General features: G+C 61.7%; 16 protein-coding genes. 4 read left to right on the top strand and 12 right to left on the bottom strand.

Translation table 11 applies throughout. The features are described 5' to 3' along the window. Nucleotides 1-22 precede the first annotated feature (22 nt). The 8 genes from fabF to AC1RTQ_RS07105 all read right to left on the bottom strand — a co-directional run bounded on the left by fabF (nucleotide 23) and on the right by AC1RTQ_RS07105 (nucleotide 6640). Nucleotides 23-1270: a beta-ketoacyl-ACP synthase II gene (fabF, locus tag AC1RTQ_RS07140; RefSeq protein ID WP_302092001.1), complete on the bottom strand. Its 1248-nt coding sequence runs from the start codon at nucleotides 1268-1270 to the stop codon at nucleotides 23-25. Nucleotides 1271-1306: 36 nt separating this feature from the next. After that, a complete protein-coding gene (gene acpP / locus AC1RTQ_RS07135; protein WP_003058049.1) occupies nucleotides 1307-1546 on the bottom strand; it encodes an acyl carrier protein in 240 nt (79 codons plus the stop codon). 159 nt (nucleotides 1547-1705) lie between these two features. Continuing rightward, a complete protein-coding gene (gene fabG / locus AC1RTQ_RS07130; RefSeq protein ID WP_003058052.1) occupies nucleotides 1706-2449 on the bottom strand; it encodes a 3-oxoacyl-ACP reductase FabG in 744 nt (247 codons plus the stop codon). Next, nucleotides 2446-3390, bottom strand: coding sequence for an ACP S-malonyltransferase (fabD, locus tag AC1RTQ_RS07125; protein ID WP_492874833.1), 945 nt, complete (start codon nucleotides 3388-3390; stop codon nucleotides 2446-2448). Before fabD ends, fabG begins: the two co-directional genes overlap by 4 nt. Nucleotides 3391-3441: 51 nt before the next feature. Further along, nucleotides 3442-4422 (bottom strand): beta-ketoacyl-ACP synthase III, encoded by a 981-nt coding sequence (locus AC1RTQ_RS07120; protein WP_302092003.1) that lies wholly within the window; start codon nucleotides 4420-4422, stop codon nucleotides 3442-3444. Between the two features lie 8 nt (nucleotides 4423-4430). Continuing rightward, nucleotides 4431-5471, bottom strand: coding sequence for a phosphate acyltransferase PlsX (gene plsX / locus AC1RTQ_RS07115; protein WP_492874832.1), 1041 nt, complete (start codon nucleotides 5469-5471; stop codon nucleotides 4431-4433). A gap of 196 nt (nucleotides 5472-5667) precedes the next feature. Further along, a complete protein-coding gene (gene rpmF / locus AC1RTQ_RS07110) occupies nucleotides 5668-5850 on the bottom strand; it encodes a 50S ribosomal protein L32 (RefSeq protein WP_003058062.1) in 183 nt (60 codons plus the stop codon). 235 nt (nucleotides 5851-6085) lie between these two features. Then, nucleotides 6086-6640 carry a YceD family protein gene (locus AC1RTQ_RS07105; RefSeq protein ID WP_302092005.1) on the bottom strand — a complete coding sequence of 185 codons (555 nt, stop codon included), beginning with the start codon at nucleotides 6638-6640 and terminating at the stop codon, nucleotides 6086-6088. 25 nt (nucleotides 6641-6665) lie between these two features. Between AC1RTQ_RS07105 and AC1RTQ_RS07100 the strand changes: the two genes are divergently transcribed. Both AC1RTQ_RS07100 and AC1RTQ_RS07095 read left to right on the top strand, forming a co-directional pair. Then, complete coding sequence (locus tag AC1RTQ_RS07100) at nucleotides 6666-7274, top strand: Maf family nucleotide pyrophosphatase (protein WP_302092006.1); 609 nt, start codon at nucleotides 6666-6668, stop codon at nucleotides 7272-7274. Continuing rightward, nucleotides 7271-8059: an SAM-dependent methyltransferase gene (locus AC1RTQ_RS07095; RefSeq protein ID WP_304351388.1), complete on the top strand. Its 789-nt coding sequence runs from the start codon at nucleotides 7271-7273 to the stop codon at nucleotides 8057-8059. The genes AC1RTQ_RS07100 and AC1RTQ_RS07095 overlap by 4 nt, the downstream gene beginning before the upstream one ends. 96 nt (nucleotides 8060-8155) lie before the next feature. Here AC1RTQ_RS07095 and AC1RTQ_RS07090 read toward each other — a convergent pair whose 3' ends face one another. From AC1RTQ_RS07090 to AC1RTQ_RS07075, 4 genes are read right to left on the bottom strand one after another with little or no spacing between them, the layout of a single operon-like run. After that, nucleotides 8156-9208: a S49 family peptidase gene (locus AC1RTQ_RS07090; RefSeq protein ID WP_492874831.1), complete on the bottom strand. Its 1053-nt coding sequence runs from the start codon at nucleotides 9206-9208 to the stop codon at nucleotides 8156-8158. A 1-nt stretch (nucleotide 9209) separates the two neighbouring features. After that, nucleotides 9210-9575, bottom strand: a complete 366-nt coding sequence (locus tag AC1RTQ_RS07085) for a Rieske (2Fe-2S) protein (RefSeq protein ID WP_302092009.1) — start codon at nucleotides 9573-9575, stop codon at nucleotides 9210-9212. 8 nt (nucleotides 9576-9583) lie between these two features. Beyond that, entirely contained in the window at nucleotides 9584-10267 is a 684-nt protein-coding gene (locus AC1RTQ_RS07080) for an HAD family hydrolase (protein WP_302092010.1), read from the bottom strand. A 9-nt stretch (nucleotides 10268-10276) separates the two neighbouring features. After that, entirely contained in the window at nucleotides 10277-11281 is a 1005-nt protein-coding gene (locus AC1RTQ_RS07075; RefSeq protein WP_326999432.1) for an RluA family pseudouridine synthase, read from the bottom strand. Between the two features lie 585 nt (nucleotides 11282-11866). Between AC1RTQ_RS07075 and AC1RTQ_RS07070 the strand changes: the two genes are divergently transcribed. Both AC1RTQ_RS07070 and yaaA read left to right on the top strand, forming a co-directional pair. Beyond that, a complete protein-coding gene (locus AC1RTQ_RS07070; protein ID WP_492874830.1) occupies nucleotides 11867-14851 on the top strand; it encodes an Rne/Rng family ribonuclease in 2985 nt (994 codons plus the stop codon). A 105-nt stretch (nucleotides 14852-14956) separates the two neighbouring features. Next, entirely contained in the window at nucleotides 14957-15757 is an 801-nt protein-coding gene (gene yaaA / locus AC1RTQ_RS07065) for a peroxide stress protein YaaA (protein WP_492874829.1), read from the top strand. Nucleotides 15758-15774: the final 17 nt, after the last annotated feature.

The following is a 15774-nucleotide window of genomic DNA, read 5'->3' as shown; positions in this document are numbered from 1 at the left end:
TGCAGAAGCGGCTCGACGCGACTCAGACGCGCTTGAAGACCAGTGTGCCGTTGGTACCGCCGAAACCGAAGTTGTTCTTCACGGCGACTTCCAGCTTGGCGTCACGCGCTGTGTTGGCGCAATAGTCCAGATCGCACCCGGGATCCTGGTTCACCAAATTGATGGTCGGAGGAATCTTCTGGTCGTGCAGCGCCATCACGGTGAAAACGCTCTCGATGCCACCAGCACCACCCAGCAGGTGACCCGTCATGGACTTGGTCGAGCTGACCACCAGATTCTTCTTGGCGAACTCACCCATGGCCGCCTTGATGGCATTGGATTCGTTCGCATCGCCCAGCGGTGTGGACGTGCCGTGCGCATTCAGGTAGTTGACCTGATCCTGGTTCACACCGGCATTGCGCAAAGCGTTGAGCATGGCGCGGCGGGGGCCGTCCATATTGGGAGCCGTCATGTGACCGGCATCGGCACTCATGCCAAAGCCAGCCAGCTCCGCGTAAATCTTTGCGCCACGGGCCTTGGCGTGCTCGTACTCTTCGAGCACCAGCACGCCAGCACCTTCACCGAGCACAAAACCGTCACGGTCCTTGTCCCAGGGGCGCGAAGCAGCCTTCGGGTCATCGTTGCGCGTTGACAGCGCACGCATGGCAGCAAAGCCGCCGACACCCAGAGGCGAAACAGTGGCTTCCGTGCCACCGGCCACGACGATGTCTGCATCGCCGTATTCGATCATGCGTCCGGCTTCGCCGATGCAGTGCAGGCCTGTGGTGCAGGCTGTCACTATCGACAGATTCGGCCCCTTGAAGCCAAATCGCATGGACACATGCCCTGCCACCATATTGATGATGGAAGCAGGCACGAAGAACGGCGTGATGCGGCGAGGACCGCGGGCAGCCAGTTCTGCGTGAGTGTTCTCGATCAGCGGCAGGCCGCCAATGCCCGAGCCGATCACGCAGGCAATGCGTGTGGCCAGGTCTTCGGACAGGGCTTCGCCTGTGGGCAGGCCTGCGTCCAGAACGGCTTGCTCCGCAGCCGCGATGCCGTAATGAATGAAGGTATCCATGGAGCGCGCATCTTTGGCGCTCATGTACTTCTCCACATCAAATCCCTTGACCTCACCTGCAATCTTGCAGGAGAAGTTCGACGCATCGAACTTGGTGATGAGGTCAATACCGGACTGGCCGGCCAAAAGATTGGCCCAGGCTTCGCCCACCGTGTTACCCACGGGGGAGATGCAGCCTAGACCGGTCACGACAACGCGACGACGGCTCATGCGTTCAAACCTTTAACTGATCGCTGAAAAAAGACCTTAGGCCTTTTGGTGGGTATTGGCGTAGTCGATGGCGTTTTGCACCGTCGTGATCTTCTCTGCGTCTTCGTCAGGGATCTCGATGCCGAATTCATCTTCCAGGGCCATCACCAGTTCCACTGTGTCCAGGGAGTCAGCGCCCAGGTCAGCCACGAAGGCCTTTTCGTTGGTCACTTGGGACTCTTCAACGCCGAGTTGTTCGGCAATGATTTTTTTGACACGTGCTTCGATATCGCTCATGGTTTCCCTCAGGGGGTTGTGAATGAACCCGCGATTCTAGCCGTTTCGGGAGAAGCCCCTTGGCGGCTGGCCGTCGCGAGGAAACGGCCACTGAACTTGCAAAAGTGTTCAGCTTCTGGCAGCAAGTGCGACAAACACCGCGCAAACTGCCGAAATTTCTTACATGTACATGCCGCCGTTGACGTGCAATTCCTGCCCCGTCACATAGCCGGCACCGGCAGAAGCCAGATAGGCCACCGCATGCGCGATGTCGCTGGGCTGCCCCAGATCGCCCATGGCGATCTGCGCCTTGAGCGCAGCCTTCTGCGCCTCTGGCAGATCTGCCGTCATGTCCGTGGCGATGAAGCCGGGAGCCACGCAGTTCACGGTGATGCCGCGGCTGCCCAGTTCCTTGGCCAGGGCACGGGTCATGCCTGCCACGCCAGCCTTGGCTGCAGCGTAGTTGGCCTGACCGGCATTACCCGAGGCGCCGACCACGCTGGTGATGCTGATGATGCGGCCAAAACGCTGCTTCATCATGGGACGAATAGCCGCACGGCTGACTCGGAAAACAGCCTTCAGATTGGTGTCGGTGACAGCATCCCAATCGTCATCCTTCATGCGCATCGCCAGGGTATCGCGGGTAATGCCTGCGTTGTTGACCAGCACATGCAGGCCACCGTCATTCTTGACGATGGAGTCGATCAGGGCATCCACGGCAGCGCCGTCAGTCACGTTCAGCGTGACACCACGGCCACCGAAGGCGGACAGAGCCTGGCTGATCTTTTCAGCGCCAGCATCCGATGTGGCCGTGCCAATCACTTGATAGCCCTTGGAGGCCAGCTCCTGCGCGATGGCGGCACCAATGCCACGGGTGGCACCGGTGACCAGGGCAACCTGGGGCTTGGTCTGGTTATCAGTCATGCGAGCAATTCTTTCACGTCAGCCAGGCTGGCTGTATCAAACAGGGGAGCACCCGTCAGGTCGGCGTCAATACGCTTGACCATGCCGGCCAGCACCTTGCCGGGCCCACATTCCACGATGTGGGTCACGCCGCGAGCCTTGATGGCCTGCACGCACTCCACCCAGCGCACCGGGCCAAAGGCCTGGCGGTACAGGGCATCGCGAATCGCATCAGCGTCCGTTTGGACGGTCACGTCGATATTGTTGATGACGGGAATCAATGGAGCAGCCAGTGTCAGCTCGGCCAGCGCGGCCTTGAGCTTTTCTGCAGCGGGCTTCATCAGGCTGGAGTGGAAAGGTGCGGAGACCGGCAGAGGCAGGGCGCGCTTGGCGCCGGCCGCCTTGACCGCTTCGCAGGCCTTTTCCACGGCCAGCTTGCTGCCGGCGATCACGGTCTGGCCAGGGTCGTTGAAGTTCACGGCTTCCACCACTTCAGCGCCGCCCAGCTGGGCCGTCACTTCGGCACAGACTGCCTTGACCTTTTCAGCATCCAGCGCCAGCACGGCCGCCATGCCGCCCGTGCCCACAGGCACGGCATCCTGCATGGCAGCGGCGCGCAGACGCACCAGGGGTGCGGCCTGAGCCAGCGTCAGCACGCCGGACGCAACCAGCGCCGAGTACTCGCCCAGGGAGTGACCGGCCACGGCATCGGGCAGCGCGCCGCCTTCGGCCTGCCAGACACGCCAGGCCGCCACACCGGCCACCAGCATCACGGGCTGGGTATTGGTCGTCAGCGCCAGCGCTTCCTTGGGGCCTTGCTTGATCAGCAGGCCCACATCCTCACCCAGAGCTTCGGAGGCCTCGGCTACGGTCTGAGCCACGACAGGATGATCACCCCAGCCGTCCAGCATGCCTACGGACTGAGAGCCCTGGCCAGGAAATACAAATGCGAATTTCTTCATATTTCTTAGTATAAAAACTGCCTTAAACGCTTATCCAGATTGCGCTTACAGCTACATCTTGAGGAGCACAGCACCCCAAGTGAAGCCGCCACCCACGCCTTCGAGCAGCACGGTCTGGCCTTTTTTGACCTGGCCGCTGCGCACGCCATGGTCTAGCGCCAGGGGAATCGACGCCGCAGAGGTGTTGCCATGCTGATCGACAGTCACCACCACCTTGTCCATGGACAGCTTGAGCTTTCGTGCCGTGCTTTGCATGATGCGGATATTGGCCTGATGCGGAATCAGCCAATCGATGTCGGCATCCGTCAGACCTGCCTTTTCCAGCGCGGAGCGAGCCGCCTTGTCCAGCACGCTCACCGCCAGCTTGAACACGGCCTGACCATCCATCTTGAGCAAGGGATCGCCCAGCACATTGCCGCCGGAGACATTGCCCGGCACGCAGAGAATGCCGACATGGCTGCCATCAGCGTGCAGCTCGGTGGACAGGATGCCGGGCTCATCGGAGGCCTCCAGCACCACGGCGCCTGCGCCATCACCGAACAGCACGCAGGTCGTGCGGTCGTTGAAATCCAGGATGCGGCTGAAGACTTCGGAGCCCACCACCAGCACGCGCTTGGCAGCGCCGGTCTGGATCATGGAATCGGCCACCGCCAGGGCATAGACGAAACCGCTGCACACCGCCTGCACATCAAAGGCTGGGCAACCGTTGCTGATGCCCAGCTTGTGCTGCAGGATGGCGGCCGTCGAGGGAAACACCATGTCCGGGGTGGACGTTGCGACAATGATCAGATCAATATCCGAAGCCTCTATGCCTGCAGCCTCGATGGCGTTGCGACTGGCTTCCAGAGCCAGGTCGCTGCTGGTCACATCGGGCTCGGCAAAGTGGCGAGCACGAATGCCGGTGCGCTCGACGATCCACTCGTCCGAGGTTTCCAGGCCGCGCTGAGCCAGCTCGGCTGCGAGGTCGTTGTTGGTCAGGCGGCGGGGCGGCAGGTAACTGCCGGTACCAATGATGCGTGCGTAGCGTCTCATGTCTTCTATCAGGGCGCCGAAGTTCCAGATTCCGTCTGCGCTGCCAGCAGCAATGGTGCGGCAGCAGCAATACGGCTGCGGACACGGTCAAGCAGGTTGTTGCGTGCCGCATCATACGCGCGGTTCAAAGCATGCTCGAATGCCATTGCATCGGCCGAGCCATGGCTTTTGAAGACCAGCCCGCGCAGACCCAGCAATGCAGCGCCGTTGTAACGACGGTGATCAACACGCTTCATCAGCGCAGATAGCACCGGATAGGCAATGATGGCAGCAATCTTGGTGAAGATGTTGCGCTTGAACTCTTCCTTGAGAATCCCCGAGATCATCGAGGCAACCCCCTCGGTGGTCTTGAGCGCAACGTTACCAACGAAACCATCGCACACGACAATATCCACCACACCCTTGAAGGTGTCGTTGCCTTCCACATTGCCGTAGAAGTTGAGGTTGCCCGCTTCGCCTGCGGCGCGCAGCAGCTCTCCCGCACGCTTGATGACTTCACTGCCCTTGATCAGCTCTTCACCGATGTTGAGCAGGCCGACGCTGGGCGCCTCCGTGTTCTTGAGCGCCGACACCAGGGCCGAGCCCATGACCGCAAACTGAAGCAGATGCTCCGCCGTGCAGTCCACATTGGCCCCCAGGTCCAACATGGTGGTGTCGCTACCCTTGGCGTTGGGCAAACCAAAGGCAATGGCAGGACGGTCAATGCCATCCAGCGTCTTGAGCAGATAGCGCGAGATCGCCATCAGCGCCCCGGTATTGCCCGCCGACACTGCAGCCTGAGCCGCACCATTCTTGACCTGCTGCACGGCCACGCGCATGGACGAGTCCTTTTTCTTGCGCAGGGCGATTTCCACAGGATCATCCATGCTCACCACTTCCGTGGCGGGGACGACGGTCACACGCTCGTGTTTGAAGCCAGCCAACTCATCGGCCTTGCCGACCAGCAGCAAATGCACATCGGGGTGTAAATTCAGAAACTGACGACACGCGACCAGCGTGACGCGGGGGCCATGATCGCCCCCCATGCAGTCAACAGCCAAAGTAATCATGGGCGACTGACAGGTCCAATCGGGTTTGGGGTGATGAACTGAACGGTCCTGAGACCACAACAGGAGTTATTTGCAAAACCAGTCCCGGAATTGTGCAGCAAGGGCGGCCATGACTGATTTTGCAAATATCCCTATAAAAACAAAAGCCTGTTGCTACAAAAAATGTAGCAACAGGCTTTGTGAATGCAGTCGTCGCTTAGGCTTCGGACTTGTTCTTCAGCACTTGACGGCCACGGTACACGCCGTTGGGGCTGATGTGGTGGCGCAGGTGTGTTTCGCCAGTGGTGGCTTCAACAGCGATGCCAGGCACATTCAGTGCATTGTGCGAACGGTGCATGCCGCGCTTGGAGGGAGACTTCTTGTTTTGCTGAACAGCCATGATGGCTCCTGTGTATCTTGAAAGGGTTGGTAACACGACCTACACAGCAAGACCGGGCAAAAAACTCTGCCTTTCGACACCCTCAGCGAGAGGGCGCCCTTGACCGTGCAAGTCCTAAAAAAACGCGATCAGCCCATTAAAGACACGAGGGGGTTTCGCGCGAAGCTCACGATTATAGCGCAAACGCTTTTCGCGGCCCAGGCAAAATCAAATCCCCACCGTGCCATGGGATGGATCAGTCGGCAGACTTGCCTACATTGAGAGATTGCAGCACGGCAAAAGGGTTTTCCTTTTGCTCACTGGCCTGCTCGAAGGCGTCATCGCTGACCTCTAGCTTGACGGGGACCGGGCAGACCTCATGGCGAGGCACTACAGGCACTTCCATCAGCAACTCGTCCTCGATCAACTCCAGCAGATTGAACTCGCTGCTCAATGCCAGCACATCCTCATCGCTGTCGTCATCTTCCAGCTCTGCCGTCTCTTCGTCCGGAACGAAGCGAAATGACCGATCCACGTAAAGGGGAATATCGGCCTCGGTCAGGCAGCGCTGACAGGTCAGCGGCAAAGCCACCTCGGCACTCAGGTGCAGCCACACATGGCCGCTGCCGCCTTTTTGCTCCACCAGCTCGCCTTCGGCTTCCCAGCGCACCAGGGGCTGCTCTCCAGTAATCGCCAACGCATCGGCCGCCAGACGCTTGAAGTCCGACAACGGTGCCTGACCATGCACATGACCTGCAGCCTGCGCGAATGCACGCACGTCCAGCCGGGTCGCAGAAAAATCCTTGCTCATGCAGCCAGTGTAAGAGAATCCCGAAATGCCCGACTTATTGATTGCCGGACGACTTGAGCGTCCATTGATTCTTGGCTCCACCTCGCGCTATCGCCGTGAGTTGCTCAGCCGCCTGCAACTGCCGTTCGAGACAGTGTCTCCCGAAGTGGATGAAACCCCGCTCAGTGGCGAGACACCCCACGACCTGAGTCTGCGTCTGGCCATAGCCAAGGCGCAGGCCGTGGCCCAGTTGCACCCTGGCGCCATTGTGATCGGCTCCGACCAGGTGCCCGAGCTCGACGGCCAGCCCCTGTCCAAGCCTGGCACCCACGAGCGAGCCACCGAACAGCTGCGCCAGATGAGCGGCCGCCAGATGAATTTCCACACCGGCGTCTGCGTGAGCTGTACCGAAACCGGCTTCACGCAATCCAGCGTGGTCACGGTGCAAGTGCGCTTTCGCGAGCTGAACGACCTTGAAATCGAGCGCTACCTGCGCGCCGAGCAGCCCTATGACTGCGCAGGCTCGGCCAAGAGCGAAGGCCTGGGCATCGCCCTGCTGGATGCCATCGTCAGCGACGACCCCACGGCACTGATAGGCCTGCCGCTGATCCGCACCTGCCAGTTGCTGCGTGCTGCAGGAGTGGTGCTGCCATGAGCGAGACTTCCCAAAGCAAAGCAGGCACTCTTTATCTGGTGCCCGCTCCACTCGATTTTGGCTGCGAAAGCCAGACAGCGCTGACCGAGGTGCTGCCCGAGGGCACACTGCGCCGCGCCGCCTCTCTGACTCACTGGATCAGCGAAAACGCCAAGACGGCCCGAGCCTATCTCAAGCGTATCGACGCCTTGTTCCCGCTGGCTGCGCCGCTGCAGGCCCAGAACATTGCCGAGCTGCCACGCGAAGCCCACAAAAAAGGCGACCACGGCAACAAGGGCGGCGCCGTCTTCGACCCTAAACCCCTGCTGGCACCGGCACTGGCCGGGCAGGACATGGGTTTGATCAGCGAGGCGGGCATGCCCGCCGTGGCCGACCCCGGCAGCTCCATCGTGCGTGCCGCCCATGATCTGGGCATTCGCGTCGTGCCGCTGACGGGGCCGGTTTCGCTGCTGCTGGGCTTGGCGGCCAGCGGCCTCAACGGCCAGAATTTCGCCTTTGTCGGCTATGTACCTCAGGATGGCGCTGAGCGCACGGCCCGCATCAAGGAACTGGAGAGCCTGGCCCTGCGTCAAGGCCAGACCCAGCAGTTCATCGAGACGCCTTACCGCAATGCAGCCCTCTGGCAGGCGTTGCTGCAAACCTTGCAACCCAATACCAGGCTGGCCCTGGCCAGCGGATTGACGCTGGAGACGGCGCGCATTGAAAGCCATCTGGTGCGCGAATGGCGCCAGCGCAATGCACCACCCGACAATCGCACGCCGGTGGTGTTTGCCATAGGCCGTTGAGCGCCAGGAAACAAAAAAGCCTGCGGCCAAACCGCAGGCTTTTTTGATAGCTACTGGCGTTTATCCAGAAAGGGTTAACGCCTCTGTGATACCTGATCAGCGAATGCTGGGCACCAGCCCGCGCATGGCTTTTACCGAGCCCTCGCCGATGGCCGCACCAAATCGCTTGGCCAGACGTTCGGCCACATTGTCGCGGCGGGTGTAGTCGATGACTTCCTCGGCCTTGACCACTTCACGCGCCACAAAGTCGAGGCTGCCCAGCTTGTCGGCAAGACCCAGCTCCACGGCCTGCTGGCCGGTCCAGAACAGTCCGCTGAACATTTCGGGGGTTTCATGCAGACGGTCGCCACGGCCGGCCTTGACCACGCCGATGAACTGCTGGTGAATCTGCTCCAGCATCTGCAGCGCAAATTCCTTTTGCTGCGCCGACATGGGGCTGAACGGATCGAGAAACCCCTTGTTCTCGCCAGCCGTCAGCAGGCGGCGCTCCACCCCCACCTTGTCCATCACCCCTGTGAAGCCGAAGCCGTCCATGAGCACGCCGATGCTGCCCACGATGCTGGCCTTGTCGACAAAAATCTCGTCGGCCGCCGCCGCGATGTAGTAGGCCGCCGAGGCGCAGGACTCCTCGACCACCGCATACAGAGGCTTGTTGTACTTGGCCTTGAGACGCGTCATCTCGTCGTTGATGATGCCTGCCTGCACGGGGCTGCCGCCGGGCGAGTTAATCAGCAGCACCACGGCACGCGAGCCCGAATCCTCAAAGGCACTGCGCATGGCGGCCACCACAAGCTCGGCACTGGCGTCCGCACCCGAGGCGATCTCGCCCTTGATCTCCACCACCGCTGTATGGGGTGAGGTGCTGGTCTTGGTGGCCGTATCCTTGAAGAACACCGCCCACAGCACCAGCAGCACCACTACGGACCACAGCAGACGGCTGAAAAAGCGCCAACGCCGTGCTGCTCGCTGCTCCTTGATGGAGGCGAACACCAGCTTTTCCAGCACATCGCGCTCCCAGCCCCCATTCCCGGAGGCCTTGGCCGCAGCTGGCGCTTCGGCGGATGCGGCAGAAGCCTTGGACCACAGGTCCGCGCCCGGCGTCACATGCTGCTGGGAATCATGATTGTCAGGGGTGTTTGGGGAACTCATCTCAAAACTCTGGAGGTTTCAGTTGTGGCCCAGTATGCCAGTGCACCACGCCATCGCTTTCGCTCAAGGCGATTTTTACCAGCCCGCCACGGCAAGGACCGCCGGCGCAGGCACCGCTGTCAGGTTCATAGGCAGCTCCGTGGGTAGAACACAACAGCCAGCGACCGGAATCGTCAAAAAACTGACCCTCCTGGTAGTCCATTTCCATGGGAATATGGCTGCAGCGATTCAGATAGGCATAGACCTGCCCCTGGTAGCGAATTGCAAAAGCTCGGCTGCCCTGGCCGGCATACCGCACGTCAAAGCCCACAGCCCGACCGCCCTCGACCAAAGCGGCACTGGCGCACAACTCCACGGTCTGCGTCATGGCGGCCTTCACGCGCTGGCCAGCAACCAGGCCCGCAGCTGCGCTGCGGAGTCGGCCACGAACAGCGGATTGAACTGCGAGAAGCCGTCGGGAGCATGGGCACCATAGGAAACCCCTACACAGGCACAGCCGGCGTTCTGCGCCATCTGCAAATCGTGCGTGGTATCGCCAATCATCAGTGTTCGCTCGGGCTCCACACCGAATTCGGCCATCAACTCGTGCAACATCAGCGGACTGGGCTTGCCGGCGGTCTCATCGGCCGTGCGCGAACCGTCGAACAATCCCTTGAGCTGCGGGTCCTGCAGCGCATGGTTGAGCCCCATGCGGCTCTTGCCCGTGGCCACGGTCAGCCAGTGACCGCGCTCACGCAGCTCGGCAAGCAGCGGCAGGATGCCGTCAAACACGCAGATATCGTCCTGATGCTTGAAGAAGTGAAAGCGATAGCGATTGGCCAGCTCAGGATATTTTTCGGGCGGCACATCGGGTGCCGCGCGGGCCAGGGCCGGCATCAGCGCCATGCCGATCACATAGGCAGCCTGCTCGTCGCTGGGTACGGTGCCGCCCACATCACGCACCGCCTCCTGGATGCTGCGACTGATGATGGCTGTGGAGTCCGCCACGGTCCCATCCCAGTCAAATGCAATCAGATCGAAGCGGCGTGGTCGCCGGGCGCTATGGTTTTCAGTAGTCATGGAGCCTAGTCAGTTCACAAAATCCGCCAGTTCCGGCGGCAACTCGGCGCGCAGCTCGACACGCTCGCCGCTGGCGGGATGATTGAACTGTAGCCGCCAGGCGTGCAGAAACATGCGTTTGAGCCCCTGCTTTTGCACACGACGGTTGAGATCAAAATCGCCGTATTTGTCATCACCCACGATGGGATGCCCCTGCGAGGACAGATGCACGCGAATCTGGTGGGTACGCCCCGTCTTGATGGTCACCTCCAGCAGACTCATGGCTGGCAGTCCCTGCAGAGGGCGCGGCTCGATCAGCTTCCTGACCTTGACCAGGGTGATGGAGCGCATTCCATCCGGGTCATCGGCCGTGGTCACGCGCACGCGGCGCTCGCCGTCGGCCTGCAGATACTTGTGCAGCGGCAGATCGATGACCTTCTTGTTGGCCGGCCAGGCTCCCTGCACCAGCGCCAGATAGGTCTTGCCGGTCTCGCGCTCGCGAAACTGGTCCTGCAGATTGATGAGTGCGGAGCGCTTTTTGGCCACCAGCAAAATGCCCGAGGTTTCGCGATCCAGCCGGTGCACCAGCTCGAGAAACTTGGCATCGGGACGCGCTTGGCGCAGTTGCTCGATGACGCCAAAGCTCACGCCCGAGCCTCCATGCACGGCCACGCCGGCAGGCTTGGACAACGCAATCATGTGTTCGTCATCCAACAGGGAGGGAAAGTCCTTAGCCGGTGCCGGGCGTTCCGCTTTTTCAGTCACTTTTTCGGAAATCCGGACCGGGGGAAGACGCACCACATCGCCGGGCTGAACCCGGGTCTCGGCACTCACGCGCCCCTTGTTGATACGCACTTCACCGCTGCGGATGATGCGATAGACATGGGTCTTGGGCACCCCCTTGAGGTGGCGCATGAGAAAGTTGTCAAGTCGCTGTCCGGCAGAGTCTTCATCGACCTCGATCAGCCGTACCGAGGCCGCAGCCGTATTCTGTGACCGGCCCTGCGCCGGTTTGCCCTCTATAATGTGTTTCACCTGTGCCGAGCTTAGTTGTAAGTGATTGATTCGCATGGAGTTTAGTCCAAACAATCATTTCCCACCGCACAGGCAGGTCGATGCCCGCCAGTTTTGCACACGCAAATTGCAGTCAAGAAGAGCTGCAGCAGCCTGTGAAAGCCTGGCAAAGGCTGACGAATTGAAACACTGATACGGAATCTCATACCGTGCAGTTGACCAGGCAAAAGCAGCCTGCAACTGCCGGTTCTCTCAACGAGCATGTGGATCTTTTGGACATTGCTGATCAACCTCTGGGGCAAGGCACGGCCGGCCCCCGAGACGAGCCATGTCTTGAAGAAACCACCCACCTCCCTAGCACGCGCATCGGCTTCTTTTGTACCCCGTCTGCATGCGCGTCCTCTCCCGCTCGTCCCCCGGCCTGTACCTCCGCTACTGACTTGAGATCAGGCCAGTAGCGCCGTCCTGTACCGCCCCAGATTCCTCATCCGTTTCAACGCGTTCGTCTGGCATCACGGCTCCTGTTGAGCCTGTCTTTGATTACCAGTCAAAGGCACGTTGGTCTGTGACCAGCGTGCCCCATAAAACGAATAAAGGAAGCGCATCATGAAACGGATGCTGATTAACGCGACGCAGTCTGAAGAACGCCGTCTGGCCATTGTTGACGGCCAGAAGCTGCTGGACTACGAGATCGAGATCGAAGGTCGCGAACAACGCAAGGGCAATATCTACAAGGCCGTCGTGACCCGCGTCGAGCCTTCTCTCGAAGCCTGCTTTGTTGACTATGGCGAAGACCGCCACGGCTTTTTGCCCTTCAAGGAAATCTCCAAGCAATACTTTGCCGAAGGCGTTTCGCCCAGCCAGGCCCGCATCAACGACGTGATTCGCGAGGGTCAGGAGCTGATCGTCCAGGTCGAAAAGGAAGAGCGCGGCAACAAGGGCGCAGCCCTGACCACCTTCATCTCTCTGGCCGGCCGCTATGTGGTGCTGATGCCCAACAACCCCCGTGGCGGTGGCGTTTCGCGCCGCATCGAGGGCGAGGACCGCGCCGAGCTCAAGGAGGCCATGGACCAGCTCGAGTACCCCAAGGGCATGTCCATCATTGCGCGCACTGCCGGCATCGGCCGCTCGGCTCCCGAGCTGCAGTGGGACCTGAACTACCTGCTCAAGCTGTGGAGTGCCATCGACGGTGCCGCCAAGTCCTCCAAGGGCGCCTTCCTGATCTATCAGGAATCCAGCCTGGTGATCCGCGCCATCCGCGACTATTTCAACAATGACATCGGCGACATCCTGATCGACACCGATGACATCTACGAACAGGCCCAGCAGTTCATGGCACATGTGATGCCCGAGCATGCTGCCCGCGTCAAGCGCTACCGCGACGACGCCCCCCTGTTCTCGCGCTTCCAGATCGAGCACCAGATCGAGTCCGCCTATTCGCGCACCGTGACCCTGCCCTCGGGCGGAGCCATCGTGATCGACCACACCGAAGCCCTGGTTTCCGTGGACGTGAACTCGGCCCGCGCCATCAAGGGTGGCGATATCGAGGAAACCGCGACCCGCACCAACCTCGAGGCAGCCGACGAAGTGGCGCGCCAGATGCGCCTGCGCGACCTGGGCGGCCTGATCGTGATCGACTTCATCGACATGGAAGAGGCCAAGAACCGCCGCGAAGTGGAAAACCGCCTGCGCGATGCCCTGCGCCAGGACCGCGCCCGCGTGCAGTTCGGCACCATCAGCAAGTTCGGACTGATGGAAATGAGCCGCCAGCGCCTCAAGCCTGCCTTGTCCGAAGGCGCCCACATCAACTGCCCGCGCTGCGGCGGCTCCGGCCACATCCGCGACACGGAAAGCTCGGCGCTGCAGATTCTGCGCATCATCCAGGAAGAGTCCATGAAGGACAACACGGCCGCCGTGCACTGCCAGGTGCCCGTGGAAGTGGCCTCCTTCCTGCTCAACGAGAAGCGCAGTGAAATCACCAAGATCGAGCTCAAGCAGCGCGTCAACGTGATCATGGTGCCCAACAAGTCCATGGACACGCCGCACTACAAGCTCGAGCGCCTCAAGCACGACGACGCGCGCCTGGAATCCATGGAAGCCAGCTACAAGCTGGCCGACGAGCCCGAAGAGGTGACCACCGTCACCCGCCGCTCGCAGGAGCCCACCAACAAGCAGACTCCCGTCATCAAGGGGGTGCTGCCCGATGCTCCCGCACCGATTGCCGAGCCTCGCCCTCCTCGCCAGCCGCGCACTGCCGCTGCCGCCGCGACACCCGCTCCCGTAGCGGCCCGCCCTGTGGTGCGCGAGCAAGGCTTCTTTGCCTGGCTCAAGAATCTGTTCGGCTTTGGCGCACAGACTCCCGTGGCAGCGCCCGCTCCCGCAGCCGAGGCTGCCGCTCCTGCCGCCCGTGAAGGCAGCCGCGACGGCCGCCGAGGCGAAGGCCGTGGCGGTGACCGCAACCGCCGTGGCGGTGACCGCAACGAGCGCAGCGACCGCAACAGCGCGGAGCGCAATGGCAGCGAACGCACAGACCGCAACAACCGCCGCAATGCCCAGGGCCGTGACGAGCAGCAACGCAACGAGCGTCCCGAGCAGCAGCAGCGCCAGGACCGCCCCGAGCGCGGCAGTCGCCGCGGTGGCGAACGCAATGAGCGCCGCGACGACCGCCAGCCCCAGGTGGCAGAAGCCGCGCTGAATGGCGAAGAGTTCAACGCAGCTCCCAAGCCCGAGCGCAACCGCCAGGAGCGCGGTGAACGTGCGGAACGCAATGAGCGCGGCGAACGCGGTGAAGGCCGCCGCGAGCGCCAGAATCGCAACGCCGATGCCCAGCCCGCCATGCAGGCCGTGGCCGACGAAGCGGCGCTGAACATCGCCTCAGTCGAGGGTTCTGACGCTCAGGTGCAGGATGGCACACAAGGCGGCGAAGCTCGCGAGCCCCGTCAGCGCCGTTCGCGCGACCGCTATGGCCGTGACCGCCGCGACCGTGCACCGCGCGACGCCCAGGCGGAAGGCCAGGCTGCCGAGCAGACAGCCGAAGCCCAGGCCCCGGTCGAATTGCCTGCCGCAGACGCTGGCGAGCAGCCGGCACGCCGCAGCTACTTTGATGCTGTTGCACCTCAGGCTCAGGCAGAACAAGCGCCTGTTGCGGCAGAAGTGCAGGCACCCGTGGTTGCAGAAGAAGCCGTAGTGACAGCTGTCGCTCCTGAAGCCGAACCCGCCCAGCCCGTGCAGGCGGAGCCTGCGATTGCCGCAGAGCCTCAGCCAGCAGTCGTGGAGCCTGTGGCTGAAGCTGCAGCTCCTGCCCCCGCAGTCGCAGCGCCCAAGGCACAGAGCTACGCGCTGCCGATTGCCGAGCTGCAAGCCCTGGCAGCCGCATCGGGTCTGGAATGGATCAACTCCGATGCCGAAAAGATCGCCGCCGTCCAGGCTGCGATTGCCGCCGAGCCCAAGCCCGTGCGCATTCCGCGCGAGCGCCCACCCGTGGTGGTGCTCGACGAAGGCCCGCTGATTCTGGTCGAGACCCGCAAGGATCTGAGCCTGATGCAGCTGCCGTTCGAGAAGGAAGAACAGGCTACAGGCGTCAACGCCTAAGCAGACTGCCTTGCGGCATCACTGGGCCAAGGCACTGTCCACTTCCGTGGATGGGCCTTGGCCCTTTTTCATGCGCCCTTTCTTTGATTGAGTGAACGTCAAGCCATGTTGTTTCTGATCTCTCCGGCCAAATCGCTGGACTATGAAAGCCCTATTTCCGCCGAGCTGCCACACACGCTGCCGGTATTCAAAAAGCAGCCCCTGGAACTGATCGAAGTGCTGCGCGAGAAGTCGCCCCAGCAGATTTCCGAGCTCATGAAAATCAGCGACAAGCTGGCCGTGCTCAATGTGGGCCGCTACGAAGCGTTCAGCGCCAGGTTCACCGCCAAGAACTCGCGCCAGGCCGTGCTGGCCTTCAATGGCGATGTCTATGAGGGCCTGAATGCCGCCAGCCTCAAGCCCAAGGAGCTGGACTGGGCCCAGGAGCATGTCGTGATCCTGAGCGGCCTCTACGGCGCACTGCGCCCGCTGGATCTGCTGCAGCCCTATCGCCTGGAGATGGGCACCCGGCTGGAAAACGCCAAGGGCAGCAACCTCTACCAGTTCTGGGGAACCCAGATTGCCGACTACCTGAACGAGCGCAGCAGCGCGCAAGCCGAGCGCGGTGACGCCCAGACCGAGCGAATTGTCGTCAACCTGGCATCTCAGGAATACTTCAAGGCCGTGGATCTCAAGGCACTCAAGGCTCCCGTGGTGGAATGCGTTTTCGAGGACTTCAAGGGCGGCAAATACAAGATCATCAGCTTCCATGCCAAGCGCGCGCGCGGGCTGATGGTGCGCTGGGCCGTGCAGCACAAGGCCAAGAAGGTGGCCGACCTGCGCAAGTTCGACCTGGAAGGCTATGCACTGGCCGAGCAGGCCAGCACGCCCGGCAAGCTGGTGTTCCGCCGCAAGCAGCAAGACTGACGCTGCACATTGAAATC

This window comes from Comamonas sp. GW821-FHT11H03, from assembly GCF_058807955.1.
Note: the sequence above shows the minus strand (reverse complement) of the source record. Positions and strands in the feature narration are given on the sequence as shown.